Origin of the sequence: Cellulomonas fimi, assembly GCF_028583725.1 — a bacterium.
Classification (GTDB): Bacteria; Actinomycetota; Actinomycetes; order Actinomycetales; family Cellulomonadaceae; genus Cellulomonas; species Cellulomonas fimi_B.
In genome coordinates this window covers 976,714-994,045 of the sequence record NZ_CP110680.1, presented here as the reverse complement: position 1 = coordinate 994,045, position 17,332 = coordinate 976,714, and the positions used below count along the sequence as shown (strand labels likewise).

Sequence of the window (17,332 nt, the reverse complement as noted above, 5' to 3'; positions counted from 1 at the left end):
GCCCGCTCGGCCGACCGTCCCACCGCGCGCGTCTCCGGCTCCCACCCAACGTTCTCGGCCCCCCGAGCGTCCTGTGCGCGACGATCGGACGGGAGGCGACGCATGGCGGCGTGGGAACAGGTCCTCGACGACCTGGTGCAGGTGCGCGGGCACGCGCTCGTGCGGTACGCGACGTACCTCACGGGCGACCGGCGGTCGGCGGAGGACCTCGTGCAGGAGGCGCTCGTCCGCTGCTTCGGCCGGACGCGCCCGTTGCGCGACGCGGTCGCCGCCGAGGCGTACGTGCGCCGCGCGATCCTGTCCGAGCTCCTCGACGGGCACCGCCGCAGCACCCGGTGGCGCAGCGTCCGGCACCTCGTCGCCCGCGGCGAGCGCGTCGAGTCGCCCGAGACGTCCGCCGTCGAGCGCGCGAGCGTCGAGGCCGCGCTCGCCACGCTGTCGCCGCGGCTGCGGGCGTGCGTCGTCCTGCGCTTCTACGACGACCTGACCGTCGCGGAGATCGCCCGCACGCTCGGCGTCGCCGACGGCACCGTCAAGCGGTACCTCTCCGACGCCATGGACGCCCTCGAAGGGGTCCTCGGCCCGGTCGGCGCCGACCGCACCACCGACATCGAGCTCGTGAGAACCCGGGAGGCACGATGAGCACCGACCTGTCCCGCACGCTGCACGCCACGATCGACGGCGAACCGGCCGGGGTCCCGGCGGCGTTCGACATGACGCGCGTCCGGACGCGCGCGCGGCACCGTCGCGCGGCCCGCCGGGTCACGCGTGGCGCGGTCGGGGTCGGCGCCGCCGGTGCCGTCACCCTGGGGGCCGTGCAGGTCGCCGGGCGCGACCCGGACGTCCTGCCGCCGGCCGTGCCGGGCGCGCCGGCGGGGACCTGCGGCTCGGACACCGCCGACCTGCGGGACCTCCGCACCGAGGACGACCTGGCGCTCGCTGCGCTGAGCGACGACCGCGGCGACGCGGCGAGCTGGACGGCCGTCGGGCCGCGGAGCACGCCGCTCACGCACGTCCTGGGGCCGACGCTGTGGCTGTGGCCGCAGTTCGGCGACGTCGTGGACCCGGAGGCGTACCCGGTCGTGCCGCTCCCCGACGTCGAGACGCCGCCGTTCGTGCGGGTCGTCGTCGCGCACGACGGGACGGTCGTCGGGACGTCGCTCGCGGCGGCCGCCACGGCCGGGATCCCCTACTCGCCCACCGGCTGGGACCCGGTGCAGGTCCCGCTCGTCACCTGCGACGTGCCGGGCCGGCCGGGTGGGCACCCGCTGCCCCCGGGCGACTACGAGGTGTACGTCGCGCCGGACGCCGGACCGCTCACGGCCCCCGTCGCGTCGGTCGCCGGGCCGTGGACGGTGGAGGTCGTCGAGCGGCCGGTCGTGGCCGGCCTGCCCGCCGACTTCCCCGACGACGTGCCGCTGGTGCCGGGCCGCCTGCTCGAGGTCCGTCGCCTCGACGACGGGGGCTGGTTCGTCGAGCTGGCCTCGTCGGCCGACGACCGGGTGTGGCAGGCCGCCGTCCTGCTCGACCCGTCCGCGGGAGACCGGCTCAGCGGGCCGGGGTCGGCGTTCTTCGGGACGCGCCTGCCGGACTGGACGGTGGAGGTCAAGGCGTCGCAGGTCGACGGCGTCGACACGGTCCACTACCTCGTGCACCCTCGCTGACCGCCCGCCGGTCGCGCGGTGGAGGGACCGCGCGGCCGGCCGGGACGTGTCCGCGCGCGTTCAGGCGACCGAGTCGTCCGCGAGCGCGTCGTCGAGCGTGCCGTGCACCGTGAACACGGGCAGGAGCGCGGTGATGCGGAAGAGCTGCTCGACCCGCTCGGTGGAGATGACGAGCTGGAGGCGTCCGCCGAGGAGCCGCACCTTCTTGAGCGACCCGACGAGCACGCCGAGACCCGTCGAGTCCATGAAGGTGACGTGCCCGAGGTCGACGACGAGGTCGGTGCGGTCGCGGTCGAGCAGGTCGTGGACGCACTCGCGCAGCGCGTCGGCCGTGGACACGTCGACCTCGCCGTCGACCTCCACGACCGTCCGCGTCCCCACGTCCCTGCTGGTCACGCGCACCCGTGCTCCCCCGTCCCTCGTCGGAAATTCAAACATTCCCGACAGGTCCGGGACGAGCGCAGCGAGCGGCGTGTTTTCACCCGGGCGGCGGAATTCGACGCGCTTCGACGACGGAGGTGCGTCCTGAATCGTGTCAGCCTGCGCGGGACGTCCCACGGAGCCCGGGATCAGGCGGTCGCGGCGACCCGTCGGGCGGTCGCGAGCGCCTGGCGGTACTCGTCGGTCGTGCCGTCGGGCCGGACCTCCTGCAGGACGTGGTCGCGCACGCCGAGACCGGCGAGCGTCGCGGTGAGCTCGTCGACGTCCGCGGTCGTGAGGACCGTCGGGTCGACGGTCGTGCGGACCTGCACGTCGACACCCGCGTCGAGCACCAGGCGCAGCGACGCGAACGTCGCGTCGGCGCTCGCCGTCGGACCACCGGCCCGGGTGATCGCCCGGTAGAGCCGGGCAGGGGCCTTGACGTCGAACCCGACCCAGTCGACGTGCGGCAGCAGCGCCTCGAGCCGGCGGGGGTAGGCGCCGCCGGTGTGCAGGCCGACGGCGAACCCGTCGGCGCGCACCTCGCGCGCGGCGTCGACGAGCCCGGCCTGCCGGGTCGGCTCACCGCCCGAGAAGACGAGACCGTCGAGCAGCCCCCGGCGTCGTGCGAGCAGGTCGCGCACGTCGGACCACGGCACCACGCCCGGGGTGCGCGGGTCGAGGATCGAGGAGTTGTGGCAGTACGTGCAGCGCCACGGGCAGCCCTGCAGGAACGCGGTGGCGACCAGCCTCCCCGGCCAGTCGCACGACGACAGCGGCGTCAGGCCCGCGATCGCGAGCCCGTCCGCCGCCGCCGTCGTCGTGCGGTCCGTCATCAGGCCCGCTGCTCCGCGCCGGCCGTCGCGAGAGCGCGCTCCTGGAACGGGGTGCGCTCCATGTGCTCGCCCTTCTTGCCGATGTTGAACGAGCTCACGGGCCGGTGGTAGCCCATGACGCGCGTCCACACCTCGCACACGACCTCGCCGTACCCCTCGTCGGCGCAGCGCGGGCACGTCGGGTGCTCGCCCGACAGGTAGCCGTGCCGCGTGCAGACGGAGAACGTCGGCGTGACCGTGAGGTACGGCAGACGGAACGTCGACAGCGACCGCTTCACCAGCTCGCGCGCGGCCTCCGGGGTCGACAGGCGCTCGCTCATGTACAGGTGCAGGACGGTGCCGCCCGTGTACTTGGTCTGCAGGTCGTCCTGCCGCGCGAGCGCCTCGAACGGGTCGTCCGTGAAGCCGACGGGGAGCTGCGACGAGTTCGTGTAGTACGGGTGGTCGTCCGTGCCGGCCTGCAGGATGCCGTGGAACCGGCGGCGGTCCTCCTTGGCGAACCGGTACGTCGTGCCCTCCGCGGGCGTCGCCTCCAGGTTGTAGAGGTGGCCGGTCTCCTCCTGGTACCGGACCATCCGCGCGCGGACGAAGTCGAGCACCCGGACGACGAGCGCGTGCCCGCGCGGGTCGGTCAGGTCGAACTCGTCGCCCGTGAAGTTGCGGACCATCTCGTTGAGGCCGTTGACGCCGATCGTCGAGAAGTGGTTGTCAAGCGTCCCGAGGTACCGCTTCGTGTACGGGAACAGGCCCTCGTCGATGTACTTCTGGATGACCGTGCGCTTGAGCTCGAGCGACGTGCGCGCCAGGTCGAGCAGCTGCGACAGCGCGTCGAACAGGCCGTGCTCGTCGCCCGGGTTGAGGAAGCCGAGCCGCGCGCAGTTGATCGTCACGACGCCGAGCGAGCCCGTCTGCTCCGCGGACCCGAACAGGCCGTTGCCGCGCTTGAGCAGCTCGCGCAGGTCGAGCTGCAGCCGGCAGCACATCGACCGCACGTCGCCCGGGTTCATCTCGGAGTTGAGGAAGTTCTGGAAGTACGGCAGCCCGTACTTCGCCGTCATCGCGAACAGGCGGTCCGCGTTGGGGCTCTCCCAGTCGAAGTCGTGCGTGATGTTGTACGTCGGGATCGGGAACGTGAAGACGCGCCCGCTCGCGTCGCCCTCCGTCATGACCTCGATGTACGCCTGGTTGATGAGGTCCATCTCGTGCTGGAGGTCGCCGTACGTGAAGTCGCACGGCTCGCCCGCGACGAACGGCACCTGCTCGCGCAGGTCCTCCGGGCACGTCCAGTCGAACGTGAGGTTCGTGAACGGCGTCTGGGTGCCCCAGCGCGACGGCACGTTGAGGTTGTAGACGAGCTCCTGGACCCCCTGCCGGACCTGCTCGTACGTGAGGCCGTCGAGCCGCACGTACGGCGCCATGTAGGTGTCGAACGACGAGAACGCCTGCGCACCCGCCCACTCGTTCTGCATGGTGCCGAGGAAGTTCACGATCTGGCCGATCGCCGACCCGAAGTGCTTCGGCGGGCGCGCGTCGACCTTGCCCGGCACGCCGTTGAGGCCCTCCTGCAGGAGGGTCCGCAGCGACCACCCCGCGCAGTAGCCCGACAGCATGTCGAGGTCGTGGATGTGCAGGTCGCCCTCGCGGTGCGCCCGACCCACCTCGGCCGGGTAGACGTGGCTCAGCCAGTAGTTCGCGACGACCTTGCCAGCCGTGTTGAGGATGAGCCCACCCAGCGAGTAGCCCTGGTTGGCGTTGGCGTTGACGCGCCAGTCGCGGCGGTCGAGGTACTCGTCGATCGACGAGCCGACCTCGACGACGACCTGCTCGGTCATGTGCGGTATCCCCTTCGTCCGTGTCGCCCTCCCGCCTCTGCGACCCCACATCTTGTGGTCGCGGCGTCCCCGGAGGACTAGATGTGGCAGTTCTATGCCCGACGCAGGGTCTCGCGGGGGACCTAGGTCCCGCCTGTGCGAGGCGGCACGGAGCGCCGCGCGCAAAACTCGCCCGGTCGCGCGGCGTGTCGCGCGCGAGCCCGTCCGCACCCTCCGGCGTGTCGCTCGCGGCAGCCGTCGCGGCGTGTCCGGGCGAACCCGTCAGGCCCGGACGAACCGGACCGGCTCGCCCGGTCGCACCTGCGCCACCACCCCCAGAGCCGACGCCCGCACGACCGCCACCACCGGGTACCCGCCCGTCACCGGGTGGTCGACGCCGAACACCACCGGAAGCCCGTCCGGCGGCACCTGCACCGCTCCGGGCACCAGCCCCAGCGACGGCAGCTCCGCACCCTCCCGGGCCGGGACGCGCACGACCCGGGGACCGTCCAGCCGCAACGCCACCCGGTCCGACGACGGCGTCACCCGGAAGCCGTCCGCGCCGCACACCGCGTCGATCCCGCCGTCGAACCAGTCCGCGTGCGGACCCGGGACGACCGGGAGCCGCCGCGGACCCTCCGGCCACGGGCGCACCGCCGCGACGTCGACGGGCGGCCCCTCCGACGGCGGCGGCCCCACCGGCAGCACGTCGCCCGCCGCGAGCGGCGCCGGACCGATCCCGCCCAGCCGGTCCGTCGCCCGCGACCCGAGCACCGGGACGACGTCCAGCCCGCCGCGCACCGCCAGGTACGTCCGCAGGCCGCGCACCGGCGGGCCGACCCGCACCTCCGCACCGTCCGGCACCTCGACGGGCGCGTGCATCCCGACCCGGACGCCCCCGACCCACGCCGGCGCCGGAGCACCGGCCAGCGCCACCGTCACCGGCCCGCGCGCCCGCACCCGCAGGCCACCCATGAGCAGCTCCAGACCCGCGGCGCCGTCGGGGTTCGCGACGAGCCGGTTCGCCAGCCGCAGCGCCGCCGCGTCCGCCGCCCCCGACCGCCCGACGCCCACGTGCGCCCACCCCGGCCGGCCGAGGTCCTGCACGAGCGTGAGGACCCCGGGGTCGACGACCTCCAGCGTCGGCGAGCCGTCGGTGCCCCCCGTCATGCGTCGGGCTCCGGCGCGGGCGCACGCACGAACCGCACGCGGGTGCCGGGCGCGAGCAGCGCCGGCGGGGTGCGGGTCACGTCGAAGAGCGGCACGTCGCACCGTCCCAGCAGCCGCCACCCGCCGGGCGTCGCCGCCGGGTACACGGCGGTGAACTCGTCCGCCACCGCGAGCGCCCCGCGCGGGACCCGTTCGCGCGGCGTCGCCCGACGCGGCACCCGCAGCACCGGGTCCAGCCCCACGAGGTACGCGAAGCCCGGCATGAACCCGCCGAACGCGACCGTGTACGTCGCCGTGCTGTGCCGCTCGACGACCTCGTCGACGGTGAGCCCGGCCATCGCCGCGACCTCCGCGAGGTCCGCGCCGTCGTAGACCGCGGGCAGCTCGACGACCTCCGTCGCCGCGGCGCCACCGGCGACGTCGACAGCACCGGCGTCCGACCCGACCCGCCGCACCGCCGCCGCGAGCGCCGCGAGGTCCGCGCCCGGCGCGGTCCGCAGCAGCACCGTCGTCGCCGCGGGCACCTGGTCGACGACCGTGCGCCACACCGACGACCCGCCGGACGTGTCCCCCGACCCCCGGTCGGCCGCCCCCGCCGCCGACCCCCGGTCGGCCGCACCCGCCGTGGCGTCGGTGCGGCCCCCGGCCCCCTCGCGGGCGCGGCGCAGCGCGTCGTCCAGCCGGCGCACCGCGGCGAGGTCCGCGACCTCGACGAGCAGCGCGTCGTCGCCGAACGGCACGACGTGCAGCGCGGTAGTCATGCGCCGATCCTGCCCCCGACGACCGCGAGCGTCAGACGAACGGCCCGACGGCGACGCCCGCGTCGTCGAGCGCACGCCGCACGGCCGCCGCGAGCACGGTGGCCCCCGGGGTGTCCGAGTGCACGCACACCGACTCGGCGTCGACCGGCACGACCGCCCCGTCCACCGCCACGACCTGTCGCCGCACCGCCATCGACAGCACGCGCTGCACGACCTCGTCGGGCTCGACGACGAGCGCCCCGGGCTCGCTGCGGGGCACGAGCGTGCCGTCGGCGCGGTAGCCGCGGTCCGCGAACGCCTCCGCCACCGCTCGCAGCCCGCGGTCGCGCGCGAGGTCGAGCACGACGGCCCCCGGCAGCCCGACGACGGGCAGCGGGTCGTCGCCGCCGGACTCGACCACCGCGTCCACGACCGCCGCGGCCTGCTCCGCGTGGTGCACGACCGCGTTGTAGAGCGCGCCGTGCGGCTTGACGTAGGAGAGCCGCGCCCCCGAGGCCGCCGCCGCCCGGCGCAGCGCCCGCACCTGCTCGAGGACGTCGGCCCGCAGGACGTCGGGCGGGACGTCGAGGAACCGTCGCCCGAAGCCCTCCCGGTCGCGGTACGACACCTGAGCACCGACGGCGACGCCCCGCTCGGCCGCCGCCCTGCACACGGCGGCCATGACCCGCTCGTCGCCCGCGTGGAACCCGCACGCGACGTTGGCGCTGGTGACGACGTCCAGCAGGCGCGACTCGAGCCCCGCGACGCCGGGCACCCAGTCGTCGAGGCCTTCGCCGAGGTCGCAGTTGAGGTCGATGCGCGCACCCATACCGCCGATCCTCCCCCGCGACCGCGGGAGTCGGCGCGCAGCGCGGCCGCCGGTGCAGCGCGTCCCCCAGGCGCAGCACGTCCCGCAGTCGCCGTGCGGTCCCGCAGGCACAGCGCGTCCCGCAGCGCGTCCCGCAGGCGCAGCGCGTCCCGCAGGCGCAGCGCGTCCCGCACGCGCAGCGCGTCCCGCAGGCACAGCGCGTCCCGCAGTCGCCGTGCGGTCCCGGCCGCCGGTCGGTGCGGGCGTCCTCGCGGCTGCGGCGACCCGCCTCGCCGGCCGTCCGGCGTCGGTCGCGCGGCGATCCCACCGATCGCGCGTCGTCGTCCGCGGCCGGCCTCGCCGCACGCCGCTCCCGGCCGTCCGGTGCGCCCTCCGCGGGTGCGAGGATGGGCCGGTGGTCCGGACCGGTGAGCTGCTCGACGCGCTGCTCGCCGGAGGACGGCGAGCGGACCGCCTCACGCACGTCCGCCATCTCCCCGCCCGTGAGGGCGTCCGTGCGCCGTGGCCGGCGTGGGCCGACGCGGACGTCGTCCGGGGGTACCGGCAGCTCGGCGTCGAGCAGCCGTGGGCGCACCAGGCGGTCGCGGCCGACGCGGCGTGGGCCGGACGGCACACGGTGCTCTCCACGTCGACCGGCTCGGGCAAGTCGCTCGCCTTCTGGTTGCCCGCGCTGACGGCCGCCCGCGGCGCGAGCGCGGCGAGCACGCTCGACCCGGGTCGCATCGAGACCGTCGCCCGGCGCGCGACCACCCTCTACCTGTGCCCGACGAAGGCCCTCGCGGCAGGGCAGCTCGCCGCACTCGACGCGCTGCTCGGCGCCGCGGGCCTGCGCGACGTGCGCGTCGCGACCGCGGACGGTGACACGTCGCTCGACGAGCGGCGCTGGGTCCAGGAGCACGCCGACGTGGTCCTCACGAACCCCGACTTCGTGCACTTCGCGCTGCTCCCGCAGCACCGCCGGTGGGCGCGCCTGCTGGGCGCGCTGCGGTACGTGGTCGTCGACGAGTGCCACGCGTTCCGCGGCGTGTTCGGCGCGCACGTCGGCCTGGTGCTCCGACGGCTGCAACGCGTCGCGCGCTCGTACGGCGCCTCCCCCGTGTTCCTCCTCGCGTCGGCCACGACCGCCGACCCCGCGGTGAGCGCCGCGCGCCTCGTCGGGGTGCCCGCCGAGGACGTCACCGCGGTCACCGAGGACGCGTCGCCGGCCGGTCGCAAGACGTTCGTGCTGTGGCAGCCGCCGCTGCTCCCCGGTGGCGACGCACCGTGGAGCGACCTGCTGCCCGACGAGGACCCGTGGGCGACTCCGGTCGGCCCGCCCGGAGGTGCCGTCCGCCCCGACGCTCCCGGCCCGCCCGCACCGGACGACCCGTGGACCGTCGACGACCCCGCCGCCCCCACGGAGGTCTGGCCGGCCGGCGACGCCGGCGGACCGGCCGTCGTCGTCTCGCCCGCGGTGTCGCACGTCGAGGCGCGTGCGCAGACGGCCGACGCGGTCGTCGACCCGTCGGCGTCCGGACCGTCCGGGACGGGCGAGCGCGTGGTGACCGAGCCGCACGACGGGCCTCGCCGCACCGCGACCGCGGAGGTGGCCGACCTCCTGACGGACCTCGTCGTCGCCGGCGCGCGCACGCTCGCGTTCACCCGGTCGCGGCGGGCGGCCGAGTCGGTCGCCGCGGCGACGCGGGACCACCTGCGTGACGTCGACCCCGACCTGGCGCGCGCCGTGTCCGCCTACCGCGGCGGCTACCTGCCGGAGGAGCGCCGTGGCCTGGAACGCGCGATCCGCTCCGGCGACCTGCGCGCGCTGGCGACGACCAACGCGCTCGAGCTGGGCATCGACATCTCCGGGCTCGACGCGGTGCTCGTCGCGGGCTGGCCGGGCACGCGGGTGTCGCTGTGGCAGCAGGCGGGACGAGCGGGCCGCGCCGGCGCCGACGGGCTGGTCGCGCTCGTCGCGCGCGAGGACCCGCTCGACACGTTCCTCGTCCACCACCCCGAGGCGATCTTCGACACTCCTGTCGAGGCGACCGTGTTCGACACCGGGAACCCGTACGTCCTGGCGCCGCACCTGTGCGCCGCGGCCGCGGAGATCCCGCTGCGCGCCGAGGAGCTCGACGTGTTCGGGGCGTCCGCACCCGTCCTGCTGGCCGAGCTCGTCGAGCGCGGGGCGCTGCGCCGCCGCCCGTCGGGCTGGTACTGGACGCACGCCGAGCCGGCGACCCGCCTGACCGACCTTCGCGGCTCGGGCGGCGACCCCGTCCGCGTCGTCGAGTCGGTCACGGGCCGGCTGCTCGGGACCGTCGACGCGGCGTCGGCGGACGCGACCGTGCACGACGGCGCGGTCTACGTGCACCAGGGGGCGACGTTCGTCGTCGACGAGCTGCACCTGGAGGACGGCGTCGCGCTCGTCACCCGCCGCGACGTGGACTACGGGACGTGGGCGCGGTGGGTCACCTCCACGGAGATCGTCTCGGTCGACGAGGAGACGTCGTGGGGGCCGGTCACGTGGGGGTTCGGGGCCGTCGACGTCACGACCCAGGTCCTCGGCTACCAGCGCAAACGCATCCCCGACCTCCAGGTGCTCGGCTCCACGGACCTCGACCTGCCGCCCCGCACGCTGCGGACCGCCGCCGCCTGGTGGACCGCACCCGCCGACGTCCTGGAGGCCGCCGGTGTCACGGTCGAGGCGGCGCCCGGGGCCCTGCACGCCGCGGAGCACGCGTCGATCGGGCTCCTGCCGCTCCTCGCGACGTGCGACCGGTGGGACCTCGGCGGCCTGTCCACGGCCCTGCACGCCGACACGGGGCACGCCACGGTCTTCGTGCACGACGCCTACCCCGGTGGCGCCGGGTTCGCGGAGCACGGCTTCCGCGTCGCGGCCACGTGGCTCCGGGCGACGCGCGACGCCATCGCGTCGTGCCCGTGCCCGAGCGGCTGCCCCGCGTGCGTGCAGTCGCCGAAGTGCGGCAACGCGAACAACCCGCTCGACAAGGCGGCTGCCGTGCGGCTGCTCGACGTGGTGCTCGCGCACGCACCCCAGCCGGGCTGACACGCTCATCGGGCACCGCGAGGACGAGGTCCGGCCCACGCCGTCGCGACGGCGTCGCCGGCACCCGTCCGGACGACCGCGTCGACGCGGACCACACCGCTCCCCTCCGTGGAGCACGCCACGACCCGCGCACCGTTGCGCGCGGCGACCTGACGCGCCGTCGCGCAGGCGTCTCCGCCGCGTCGCACCTCCTCCGCCGCGGCGAGGGCGGCCAGGTCGGCCACCGTCTGCGCACGCAGCCGACCCGTGTGCGCCGACGCCACGGCCCCCAGCACAGCCGCCAGGACGAGCGCGACGGCGACGACCGCCGCCAGCACAACCGTGACGGCCCCGTCGTCACCGTGCGGTCGTCGACGCACCGGGCCGCCACCGTGCCGCCGCCCGCCCGTCGGCATCGCGTCGTCGCGTCGCTCGACGTGAGCCGGTGACCTCACGGCTCGACCCGCGCGGTCGCCGACCCGCGCGCCTCCAGCGGCCCCAGCCGCAGCCCGCCGACCGGGACCTGCGCCTCGACGACGACCGTCACCCAGTCGCCGTCGTGGGTCGTCCGGACGCGCGCGCCGTCGCCCGCGACCCGTCGCGCCGTCGCGGCGGCGTCGGCGGGTGACTCCCCGAGCGCGAGCGCGCGAGCGCCGGCGCGCGCTCCGTCGAGGCACTGCGCGCGCGTCAGCCCGGCACCGACGACGGCCAGCACCACGACGAGGAGCAGCACGACGACGGGCAGCCCGATCGCGAGCTCGGCGGTGACGCTCCCGGCGTCCCGCGCCCCACCGGGGCTGTCGACGCCACCGTCACGCACGGCACCGAGGGTGTCGACTCGACCGTCCCGCGCCGCGCCGGCGGTGACGACGCCACCGTCCTGCGCCGCGCCGAGGGCGTCGACGCCACCGTTCCGCACCGCGCCGGCGGTGACGACGCCACCGTCCTGCGCCGCGCCGAGGGCGTCGACGCCACCGTTCCGCACCGCGCCGGCGGTGACGACGCCACCGTCCCGCGCCGCGCCGAGGGCGTCGACGCCACCGTTCCGCACCGCGCCGGCGGTGACGACGCCACCGTCCCGCGCCGCGCCGAGGGCGTCGACGCCACTGTTCCGCACCGCGCCGGCGGTGACGACGCCACCGTCCCGCGCCGCGCCGAGGGCGTCGACGCCACCGTTCCGCACCGCGCCGAGGGCGTCGACGCCACCGTCCCGCACGGCTCCGCCCGCGGCAGCTCCGCCGCCCGGCACGGGCACGGCCGTGTCGGCGCGAGCCGATCGCACGGGCCCAGCCCTCCCGACCCGCGCCTGCGGCGACGCAGACGGACCCGTGCTCCCCGCGGACGACACCCCGGTGTGCCGCGCGGGTGCCGGTCGACGACGACGCCGGCACCGGCAGTCGCCCACGGGCGATGCGCGCCCGGTCACTGCGACAGCGCCTGCCGGACGATGCCGGTGAGCAGGCTCTTCACCTCACCGCCCTTGAGAATCACGACCAGCAGACCCGCGAAGCCCACCGCCGCCAACGTCACGATCGCGTACTCGGCGGTCGCCATGCCGGCGTCCACCCCGACCTCCCGCACGCGGCGTGACACCGTCGCGCCCAGCCGACCGCACGCCCGGACACGCTGTCGCGCCCGGGCTGCCACGAGGCGCCGCCTCCCGGGGACGGGGCCCGCGCCCGACCGCCCCGGCAGGGCTGCCGTCGTGTCCGTGCCGTCCGACGCGCTGCCCGCGCTCGTGGCCGTGGTCGTCGTCATGTGAGCCGTCCTCTCGTCGTCGGGCCGGGTGGGCCCGCTCGCCGCACCCTGCGGCGGTGCCCACGCTGGACCGTGGCGCGGCCCGCCAGGGGCGCGGCCCGAGATGTCGTGGACGGACACGCCCGCACGCGCGGCTGTGGACGGCTCGCTGTCCTCGGGCTGCGCGCACCCCGCATACATCGAGACACTCCTGCGCCACCTCGGACCCCGGGCGGCCGTGCACCTGCGCGCCGCGTCGCCACGCGCCCGGCACCTGCGCGCCCGACACCTGCGCGCCGCGTGGCGACGCCCACCCGGCACCCGCGCACCGCGTGCCGACGCCCACCCGACACCTACGCACCGCATGGCGACGCCCGCCGGGCAGCAGACGGTGGCGGTGCGCGGGCGGGAGGACGACAGGCGCCGGCCGCGCCGTCGTCTCGTCCACCCACCGAGGGATGGACGCGGGCGCAGACCGCTGGGACGCTTCGGCCGAGCAGCGGCAGCGCGCGAGGGCCAGCGCCGCTTGCTGGAGGAGGAGGTTGCTGAGGTGCCACGCCGCGGTCTCCTCGTGCCGGTCACGCTCGCGCTCGCGGTGGTCACCGGTGCGTGCGCCGACGCGTCCGGATCGCCGACGACGTCCGCGACCGACGTCGCGCTCTACGAGCCTGAGGGCGAGGGCGGCGACGACGCCCAGCTCGCGGGCGTGCTGGACCGGACCGACGGGTGCGTCGTCGTCCGGCTGGACGAGCCCGCGTCGGTCGTGGTCCCGGTCCTGCCGGTCGGCGCGCGGTGGGAGGACGACGAGCTCGTCGTGGGCGGGCAGCGGTACCGGCTGGGCGACCGCGTGCAGTGGCGCGGCGGCGAGCTCGGCGGGCAGGACACGAGCTGGCTCGCGCAGGTGCCAGCCGGCTGCGCGGACCAGGTGATGTGGGTGGTGCACTTCTAGACCGGCCCGCAGCGACGGCGACCGCACGATCGTCCCTCAGGGGAGCACGACGAGTCCGCCCGCGAGCGACAGCACGATCGGCACGAGCCCCACCAGCACGAACGCGGGGAGGAAGCACGCGCCGAGCGGCAGCACGAGGTGGACGGCGAGACGCGCTGCTGCGGTCCGCACCGCGCGTCGGCGCTCCCGGCGCAGCCGGTCCGCCCGCGCACGAAGCCCGGGGACGGGTGGTGCGCCCGCGGTCCACGCGCTCTCGAGCGCGTCCCGCACGGGCCGGACCGACGGTGGTGCCCCCGCCCAGGCGGTCGACCAGGCGGCTCCGAGCACGAGCGCCGATCCAGCACGTTCGAGCGCGGCACCCGACGTGCCCCCGGTCGCGCGCCCGACGGCCCCGAGCGCCGTGGAGATGGCGGTGCCCGTCGTGAGCGCCGCCTCGACGAGCGCGAGCACCAGTACCGCGTCGACCTCCACGGGGGCGTCCGGGCGTGCGAACGGCACGACGGTGCGGCCACGGACGTCGGCGGCCCCTCCGCCAACGCGGCGGTCGACACCCTGACCGCGCGCGACGCGAGTGTGTTCCGAGCCGTTCCCGCTCGTCGCCGGCCCGCGGCCCCGGCGACGACGGCCGGGCGACGGCCCCCGCCCCGGACTTGACCCCATCCCCCGCCCCGGCCCGAGCCTCGACCTCGGCCCTAGCCCTGGCCCGCCCCCCGGCCCCGGCCCCGGCCCCGGCCCCGGCCCCGGCCCCGGCGGACCGTCCGCCGGGCGCGCGAGCGCACGCAGCCTCGCCCGGGCGGCGCTCCCGCAGACAGCGACGATCAGGACGGCGGCGAGCGCGAGGTACCTCATGCGGGCGTCCGTCCCGCACCCGCGGTGCGGGCGAGCAGTCGAGCGGTCCACCACCGGCCGACGAGCAGCAGGATCACCCCGAGCACCGCGGACCACGTCCCGACGCCGCCGCCCGTCACGACACCCACGGGGTCGGCGCCGAGGAGCGCACCGAGCAGCACCCCGGCGACCGGGAGGACCAGCAGCACGCGCGCGGTCGCTCGGGGTCCCGCGAGCGCGGCCGCGACGTCGGCGCCGTGCTCCTCGTCCGCGGCGACGGCTGCCGCGACCCCCTCCAGCACGTCGGCGAGCGGGGCTCCGAGGTCGGCGGCCAGCCGTGCTGCCGCGACGACGGCGGTCGCCCGTGCGACGTCCTCGCGGCGCGGCGTGCCCGGCCCGAGAAGGTCATGGACCGTCGGCACGTCGCGCACGGCCGGTCGCCCGAGGGCGCCCGACCAGGCCGTCGCGGGCGGCGCACCGCTGCGCAGCCGGGCGGCCGTGTCGTGCAGCGTGCCGACGAGGTCGATCGCGTGCTGCCGTCGCCCCCGCAGGCGTCTCGACCGGTGACGCGCGGGCGGGCGCCCGGACCCGTAGGAAGGATGCGGGACGAGCAGGCGTCCGGACCCCTCGGACGGGTACCGGACAGGCAGCTCTCCGGCTTCCTCGGACGGGTACCGGACGGGCAGGTTGCCGGATGCCGCGGACGCGTCCACGGCCGGCGAGCCCCCGAGCGAGAGCCCGAGCCTGAGCCTGAGCCCGAGCGACGAGGACCGGGCCGAGACGTCGGGACCGTCGACCGCAGGCTCGCGAGCGGGGCGCACGGGTCTCCCGCGCCCGAGCGCCAGGAGGCTGCTGGTGACCACGACGAGCGCGACCAGCACCTCACCCCGCATCGGCCGGTCCCTCCGCCCGCACGGCCGGGGCGATCTGCCGGAGTGACGGTGCGGCGGCTCTCCGCTGCCGCGCGCCGAGGCCGTCGAGGCCCGCGGACGGCAGACCGAGTCGACCGGCGAGCTCCGTCCAGGCGGGTTCCACCGTCACGACCCCCGCCGCGGTGGCGCGCAGGGCACGGGCGACCTCGAGCTCGCCCGTCGCGGAGCGGCGGACCACACCGACCTCGGCGAGGTAACGCGTGCCGTCGGAGGTGCGGCGCAGGTGCAGGACCGCGTCGAACGCGCTCGCGGCCTGGGCGGCGACCGCGTCGCGCGACAGCCCGGCGAGCGCGGCGAGCGCTTCGAGCCGCGCGGGCACGTCGGCAGCGGCGTTGGCGTGGACGGTGGCGCACCCGCCGTCGTGCCCGGTGTTGAGCGCGGTCAGGACCTCACGGACCTCGGCGCCTCGGCACTCGCCGAGGACGATCCGGTCCGGCCGCATCCGCAGCGACTGCCGGACGAGGTCGGCGAGGTCCACCCGACCGGTGCCCTCGACGTTCGCGTGGCGCGCGAGCAGCCGGACCACGTGCGGGTGCTGCGGGGCGAGCTCGCCCGACTCCTCGATGACGACGATGCGCTCGTCGGCCGGTACGAGCGAGAGCAGCGCGGCGAGAAGCGTCGTCTTGCCCGACCCCGTCGCGCCGGACACCAGCAGGTTCGCGCGCGCGGCGACGAGCGCCCGGACGACGGGCACCAGCGCGGGCGCCAGCGTCCCGCCGGCGACGAGCTCGACGACCGAGAGCGCGCGCACGCGGACGGCCCGCAGGCTGAGCAGCGTGCACGCCCCGGCGACGGGCGGCAGGACGGCGTGCAGACGGGTGCCGTCGGGCAGGCGGGCGTCGACCGTCGGGCTGGCCTCGTCGAGCCTCTGGCCGCCCGCGGCGGCGAGCCGGACCGCGAGCGTGCGGACGTCGCCAGCGGTGCCGAGATGGACGCCGGTGCGCCGCAGCCGGCCCGCGCGCTCGACCCACACCTCGTCGGGGGCGTTGACGAGCACGTCGGTGACGTCGGGGTCGTCGAGCAGGTGCTGCAGCGGGCCGGCGCCGTAGACCTCGTCGCGGACCGTCCGGACGAGACCGGCGAGGCCGCTGGACCCGACGACCGAGCCGCGCCGCCGGACCGTCGCGTCGACCGCCGCGCGCACGTCGTCGTCGGTCGCGGCGCCCGGACCGGCCGTGAGGAGCGTCCGCACCTCGTCGAGGAAGCCGGCGTCGACGGGGCCGCGGCGTGGTGCGCGTCCGCTCGCCGTGGTCATCGCGTGAGCCCTGCTGCGAGGCGGCGGACCGCCCGGCAGAACGGTCCGCTCGCCGGGATGCCCGCGTGCTCGGTCCCGGCCGCGAGCCTGCGGTCGACGGGCAGCACCGCGCGCACAGGCAGGCCGACGGCCTCCGCGATCTCGGCCGCGCCGAGCCCGCCCGGCGCCGGACCACGGACGACGAGCCCGAGGTCCGCGCCGGGCACGTCGAGCACGGGACGCAGCGCGAGGGCTCCGGCCGTCGCGCGCAGGTCGCGCGGTGCGACGACGAGCACGGTGTCGCAGACGGCGGCGACCGACTCGCCCGCGACGACCCCGGAGCGGTCGAGGTCGAGCACGAGCGCGCCGACGGTGCGCGAGAGCGCGTGCAGGACGTCGGCGACGACCGCCGGTTCGGGCGGCTGCGGTCGGGCGCGGTCGGCGCTCAGCACGGCGCACGCGCCCCACCGGGGCAGGAGCGCCACGAGGTCGGCGCCGTCGACGTCACCGCGGGCGTCGGCGAGGTCGGGCCAGCGCACGCCGTCCGCCCCCTCGAGCCCGAGCAGCACGTCGACGCCGCCGCAGCCGCGGTCCAGGTCGACGAGGACCGTCGCGGTCGATCCCGCGAGCGCACGGGCGAGCGCGGCCGCGAGGCTGGAGGTGCCTGCCCCGCCGCGTGCCCCCACGACGCCCACGACCATCGCTCGCGGCGACGGCGTGGTGGCGACGGCGGGCCATCGCCGGTCGATCGGCGTCACCGACGCCGGCAGCCCGTCGGTCTCCCGCCGCGGCACGACGGCCTCCGTCGGGTGCCCTGCCGTCATCGGCGGCCGGGAGCGCACGAGCGCGTCCATGTCGGTCTCCTCTCCCGGGGTCGTCCGCCCCGCGTGCCCGGCGTCGTGCGCGACGCGGGCGACCGCTGTGCAGCCTGCCCGCGGGGTCCCCGGCGCGGTCAGCCCGGTCCGGGCCGGTGTGGACGGCGTGCGCCAGCCCGGGGCTGTGGACGGCTCGCGATCTCTCGGCGCGCACGGCACGCCCCCGACGTCCCCACACGCGGGACCTGCGGCATCGCACCGGCGCGTCAGTCGGCGCGTCGTCCCGCGCGTCCCGGTGTGTCCGCCCGGACGTCGGAGCCGGTGGCTAGGCTCGCGGCG

17 protein-coding genes are annotated in these 17,332 nt (G+C 76.9%); 4 read left to right on the top strand and 13 right to left on the bottom strand.

Annotation, left to right across the window (positions count from 1 at the left end; translation table 11 throughout):
- Window positions 1–102 precede the first annotated feature (102 nt).
- Window positions 103–642 (top strand): RNA polymerase sigma factor, encoded by a 540-nt coding sequence (locus OOT42_RS04530; protein WP_273653761.1) that lies wholly within the window; start codon window positions 103–105, stop codon window positions 640–642.
- A complete protein-coding gene (locus OOT42_RS04525; protein ID WP_273653760.1) occupies window positions 639–1,664 on the top strand; it encodes a hypothetical protein in 1,026 nt (341 codons plus the stop codon). Before OOT42_RS04530 ends, OOT42_RS04525 begins: the two co-directional genes overlap by 4 nt.
- A gap of 60 nt (window positions 1,665–1,724) precedes the next feature.
- On the opposite strand, the gene OOT42_RS04520 is transcribed toward OOT42_RS04525, so the two are convergent.
- The 6 genes from OOT42_RS04520 to OOT42_RS04495 form a co-directional block, all read right to left on the bottom strand.
- A complete protein-coding gene (locus OOT42_RS04520) occupies window positions 1,725–2,102 on the bottom strand; it encodes an STAS domain-containing protein (protein ID WP_337251887.1) in 378 nt (125 codons plus the stop codon).
- Between the two features lie 131 nt (window positions 2,103–2,233).
- Window positions 2,234–2,920: an anaerobic ribonucleoside-triphosphate reductase activating protein gene (locus tag OOT42_RS04515; protein ID WP_273653758.1), complete on the bottom strand. Its 687-nt coding sequence runs from the start codon at window positions 2,918–2,920 to the stop codon at window positions 2,234–2,236.
- Window positions 2,920–4,752 (bottom strand): ribonucleoside triphosphate reductase, encoded by a 1,833-nt coding sequence (locus OOT42_RS04510; RefSeq protein WP_273653757.1) that lies wholly within the window; start codon window positions 4,750–4,752, stop codon window positions 2,920–2,922. The genes OOT42_RS04515 and OOT42_RS04510 overlap by 1 nt, the downstream gene beginning before the upstream one ends.
- A gap of 261 nt (window positions 4,753–5,013) precedes the next feature.
- Complete coding sequence (locus tag OOT42_RS04505) at window positions 5,014–5,901, bottom strand: biotin-dependent carboxyltransferase family protein (protein ID WP_273653756.1); 888 nt, start codon at window positions 5,899–5,901, stop codon at window positions 5,014–5,016.
- Window positions 5,898–6,662 carry a 5-oxoprolinase subunit B family protein gene (locus tag OOT42_RS04500; protein WP_273653755.1) on the bottom strand — a complete coding sequence of 255 codons (765 nt, stop codon included), beginning with the start codon at window positions 6,660–6,662 and terminating at the stop codon, window positions 5,898–5,900. Before OOT42_RS04500 ends, OOT42_RS04505 begins: the two co-directional genes overlap by 4 nt.
- A 31-nt stretch (window positions 6,663–6,693) precedes the next feature.
- Window positions 6,694–7,470, bottom strand: coding sequence for a LamB/YcsF family protein (locus tag OOT42_RS04495; RefSeq protein ID WP_273653754.1), 777 nt, complete (start codon window positions 7,468–7,470; stop codon window positions 6,694–6,696).
- Window positions 7,471–7,864: 394 nt separating this feature from the next.
- Between OOT42_RS04495 and OOT42_RS04490 the strand changes: the two genes are divergently transcribed.
- Window positions 7,865–10,519 (top strand): DEAD/DEAH box helicase, encoded by a 2,655-nt coding sequence (locus OOT42_RS04490; protein ID WP_273653753.1) that lies wholly within the window; start codon window positions 7,865–7,867, stop codon window positions 10,517–10,519.
- A gap of 5 nt (window positions 10,520–10,524) precedes the next feature.
- Here the strand turns inward: OOT42_RS04490 and OOT42_RS04485 are convergent, their stop codons facing one another.
- From OOT42_RS04485 to OOT42_RS04475, 3 genes are all read right to left on the bottom strand, one after another.
- Window positions 10,525–10,914, bottom strand: a complete 390-nt coding sequence (locus OOT42_RS04485) for an Rv3654c family TadE-like protein (RefSeq protein ID WP_273654777.1) — start codon at window positions 10,912–10,914, stop codon at window positions 10,525–10,527.
- 35 nt (window positions 10,915–10,949) lie between these two features.
- Window positions 10,950–11,780 (bottom strand): TadE family type IV pilus minor pilin, encoded by an 831-nt coding sequence (locus tag OOT42_RS04480; protein ID WP_273653752.1) that lies wholly within the window; start codon window positions 11,778–11,780, stop codon window positions 10,950–10,952.
- Window positions 11,781–11,920: 140 nt separating this feature from the next.
- Entirely contained in the window at window positions 11,921–12,256 is a 336-nt protein-coding gene (locus tag OOT42_RS04475) for a DUF4244 domain-containing protein (protein ID WP_273653751.1), read from the bottom strand.
- A gap of 529 nt (window positions 12,257–12,785) precedes the next feature.
- On the opposite strand from OOT42_RS04475, the gene OOT42_RS04470 reads away from it, so the two are divergent.
- Window positions 12,786–13,184: a hypothetical protein gene (locus OOT42_RS04470; protein ID WP_273653750.1), complete on the top strand. Its 399-nt coding sequence runs from the start codon at window positions 12,786–12,788 to the stop codon at window positions 13,182–13,184.
- A gap of 36 nt (window positions 13,185–13,220) precedes the next feature.
- Here OOT42_RS04470 and OOT42_RS04465 read toward each other — a convergent pair whose 3' ends face one another.
- The 4 genes from OOT42_RS04465 to ssd all read right to left on the bottom strand — a co-directional run bounded on the left by OOT42_RS04465 (window position 13,221) and on the right by ssd (window position 17,032).
- Window positions 13,221–13,655 (bottom strand): type II secretion system F family protein, encoded by a 435-nt coding sequence (locus OOT42_RS04465; protein WP_273653749.1) that lies wholly within the window; start codon window positions 13,653–13,655, stop codon window positions 13,221–13,223.
- A gap of 374 nt (window positions 13,656–14,029) precedes the next feature.
- Window positions 14,030–14,905, bottom strand: a complete 876-nt coding sequence (locus tag OOT42_RS04460) for a hypothetical protein (protein WP_273653748.1) — start codon at window positions 14,903–14,905, stop codon at window positions 14,030–14,032.
- The gene (locus OOT42_RS04455; RefSeq protein WP_273653747.1) at window positions 14,895–16,199 is read right to left on the bottom strand and encodes a TadA family conjugal transfer-associated ATPase; all 1,305 of its coding nucleotides are present in this window, start codon (window positions 16,197–16,199) and stop codon (window positions 14,895–14,897) included. Before OOT42_RS04455 ends, OOT42_RS04460 begins: the two co-directional genes overlap by 11 nt.
- Window positions 16,196–17,032, bottom strand: coding sequence for a septum site-determining protein Ssd (gene ssd, locus OOT42_RS04450; protein ID WP_273653746.1), 837 nt, complete (start codon window positions 17,030–17,032; stop codon window positions 16,196–16,198). The genes OOT42_RS04455 and ssd overlap by 4 nt, the downstream gene beginning before the upstream one ends.
- Window positions 17,033–17,332: the final 300 nt, after the last annotated feature.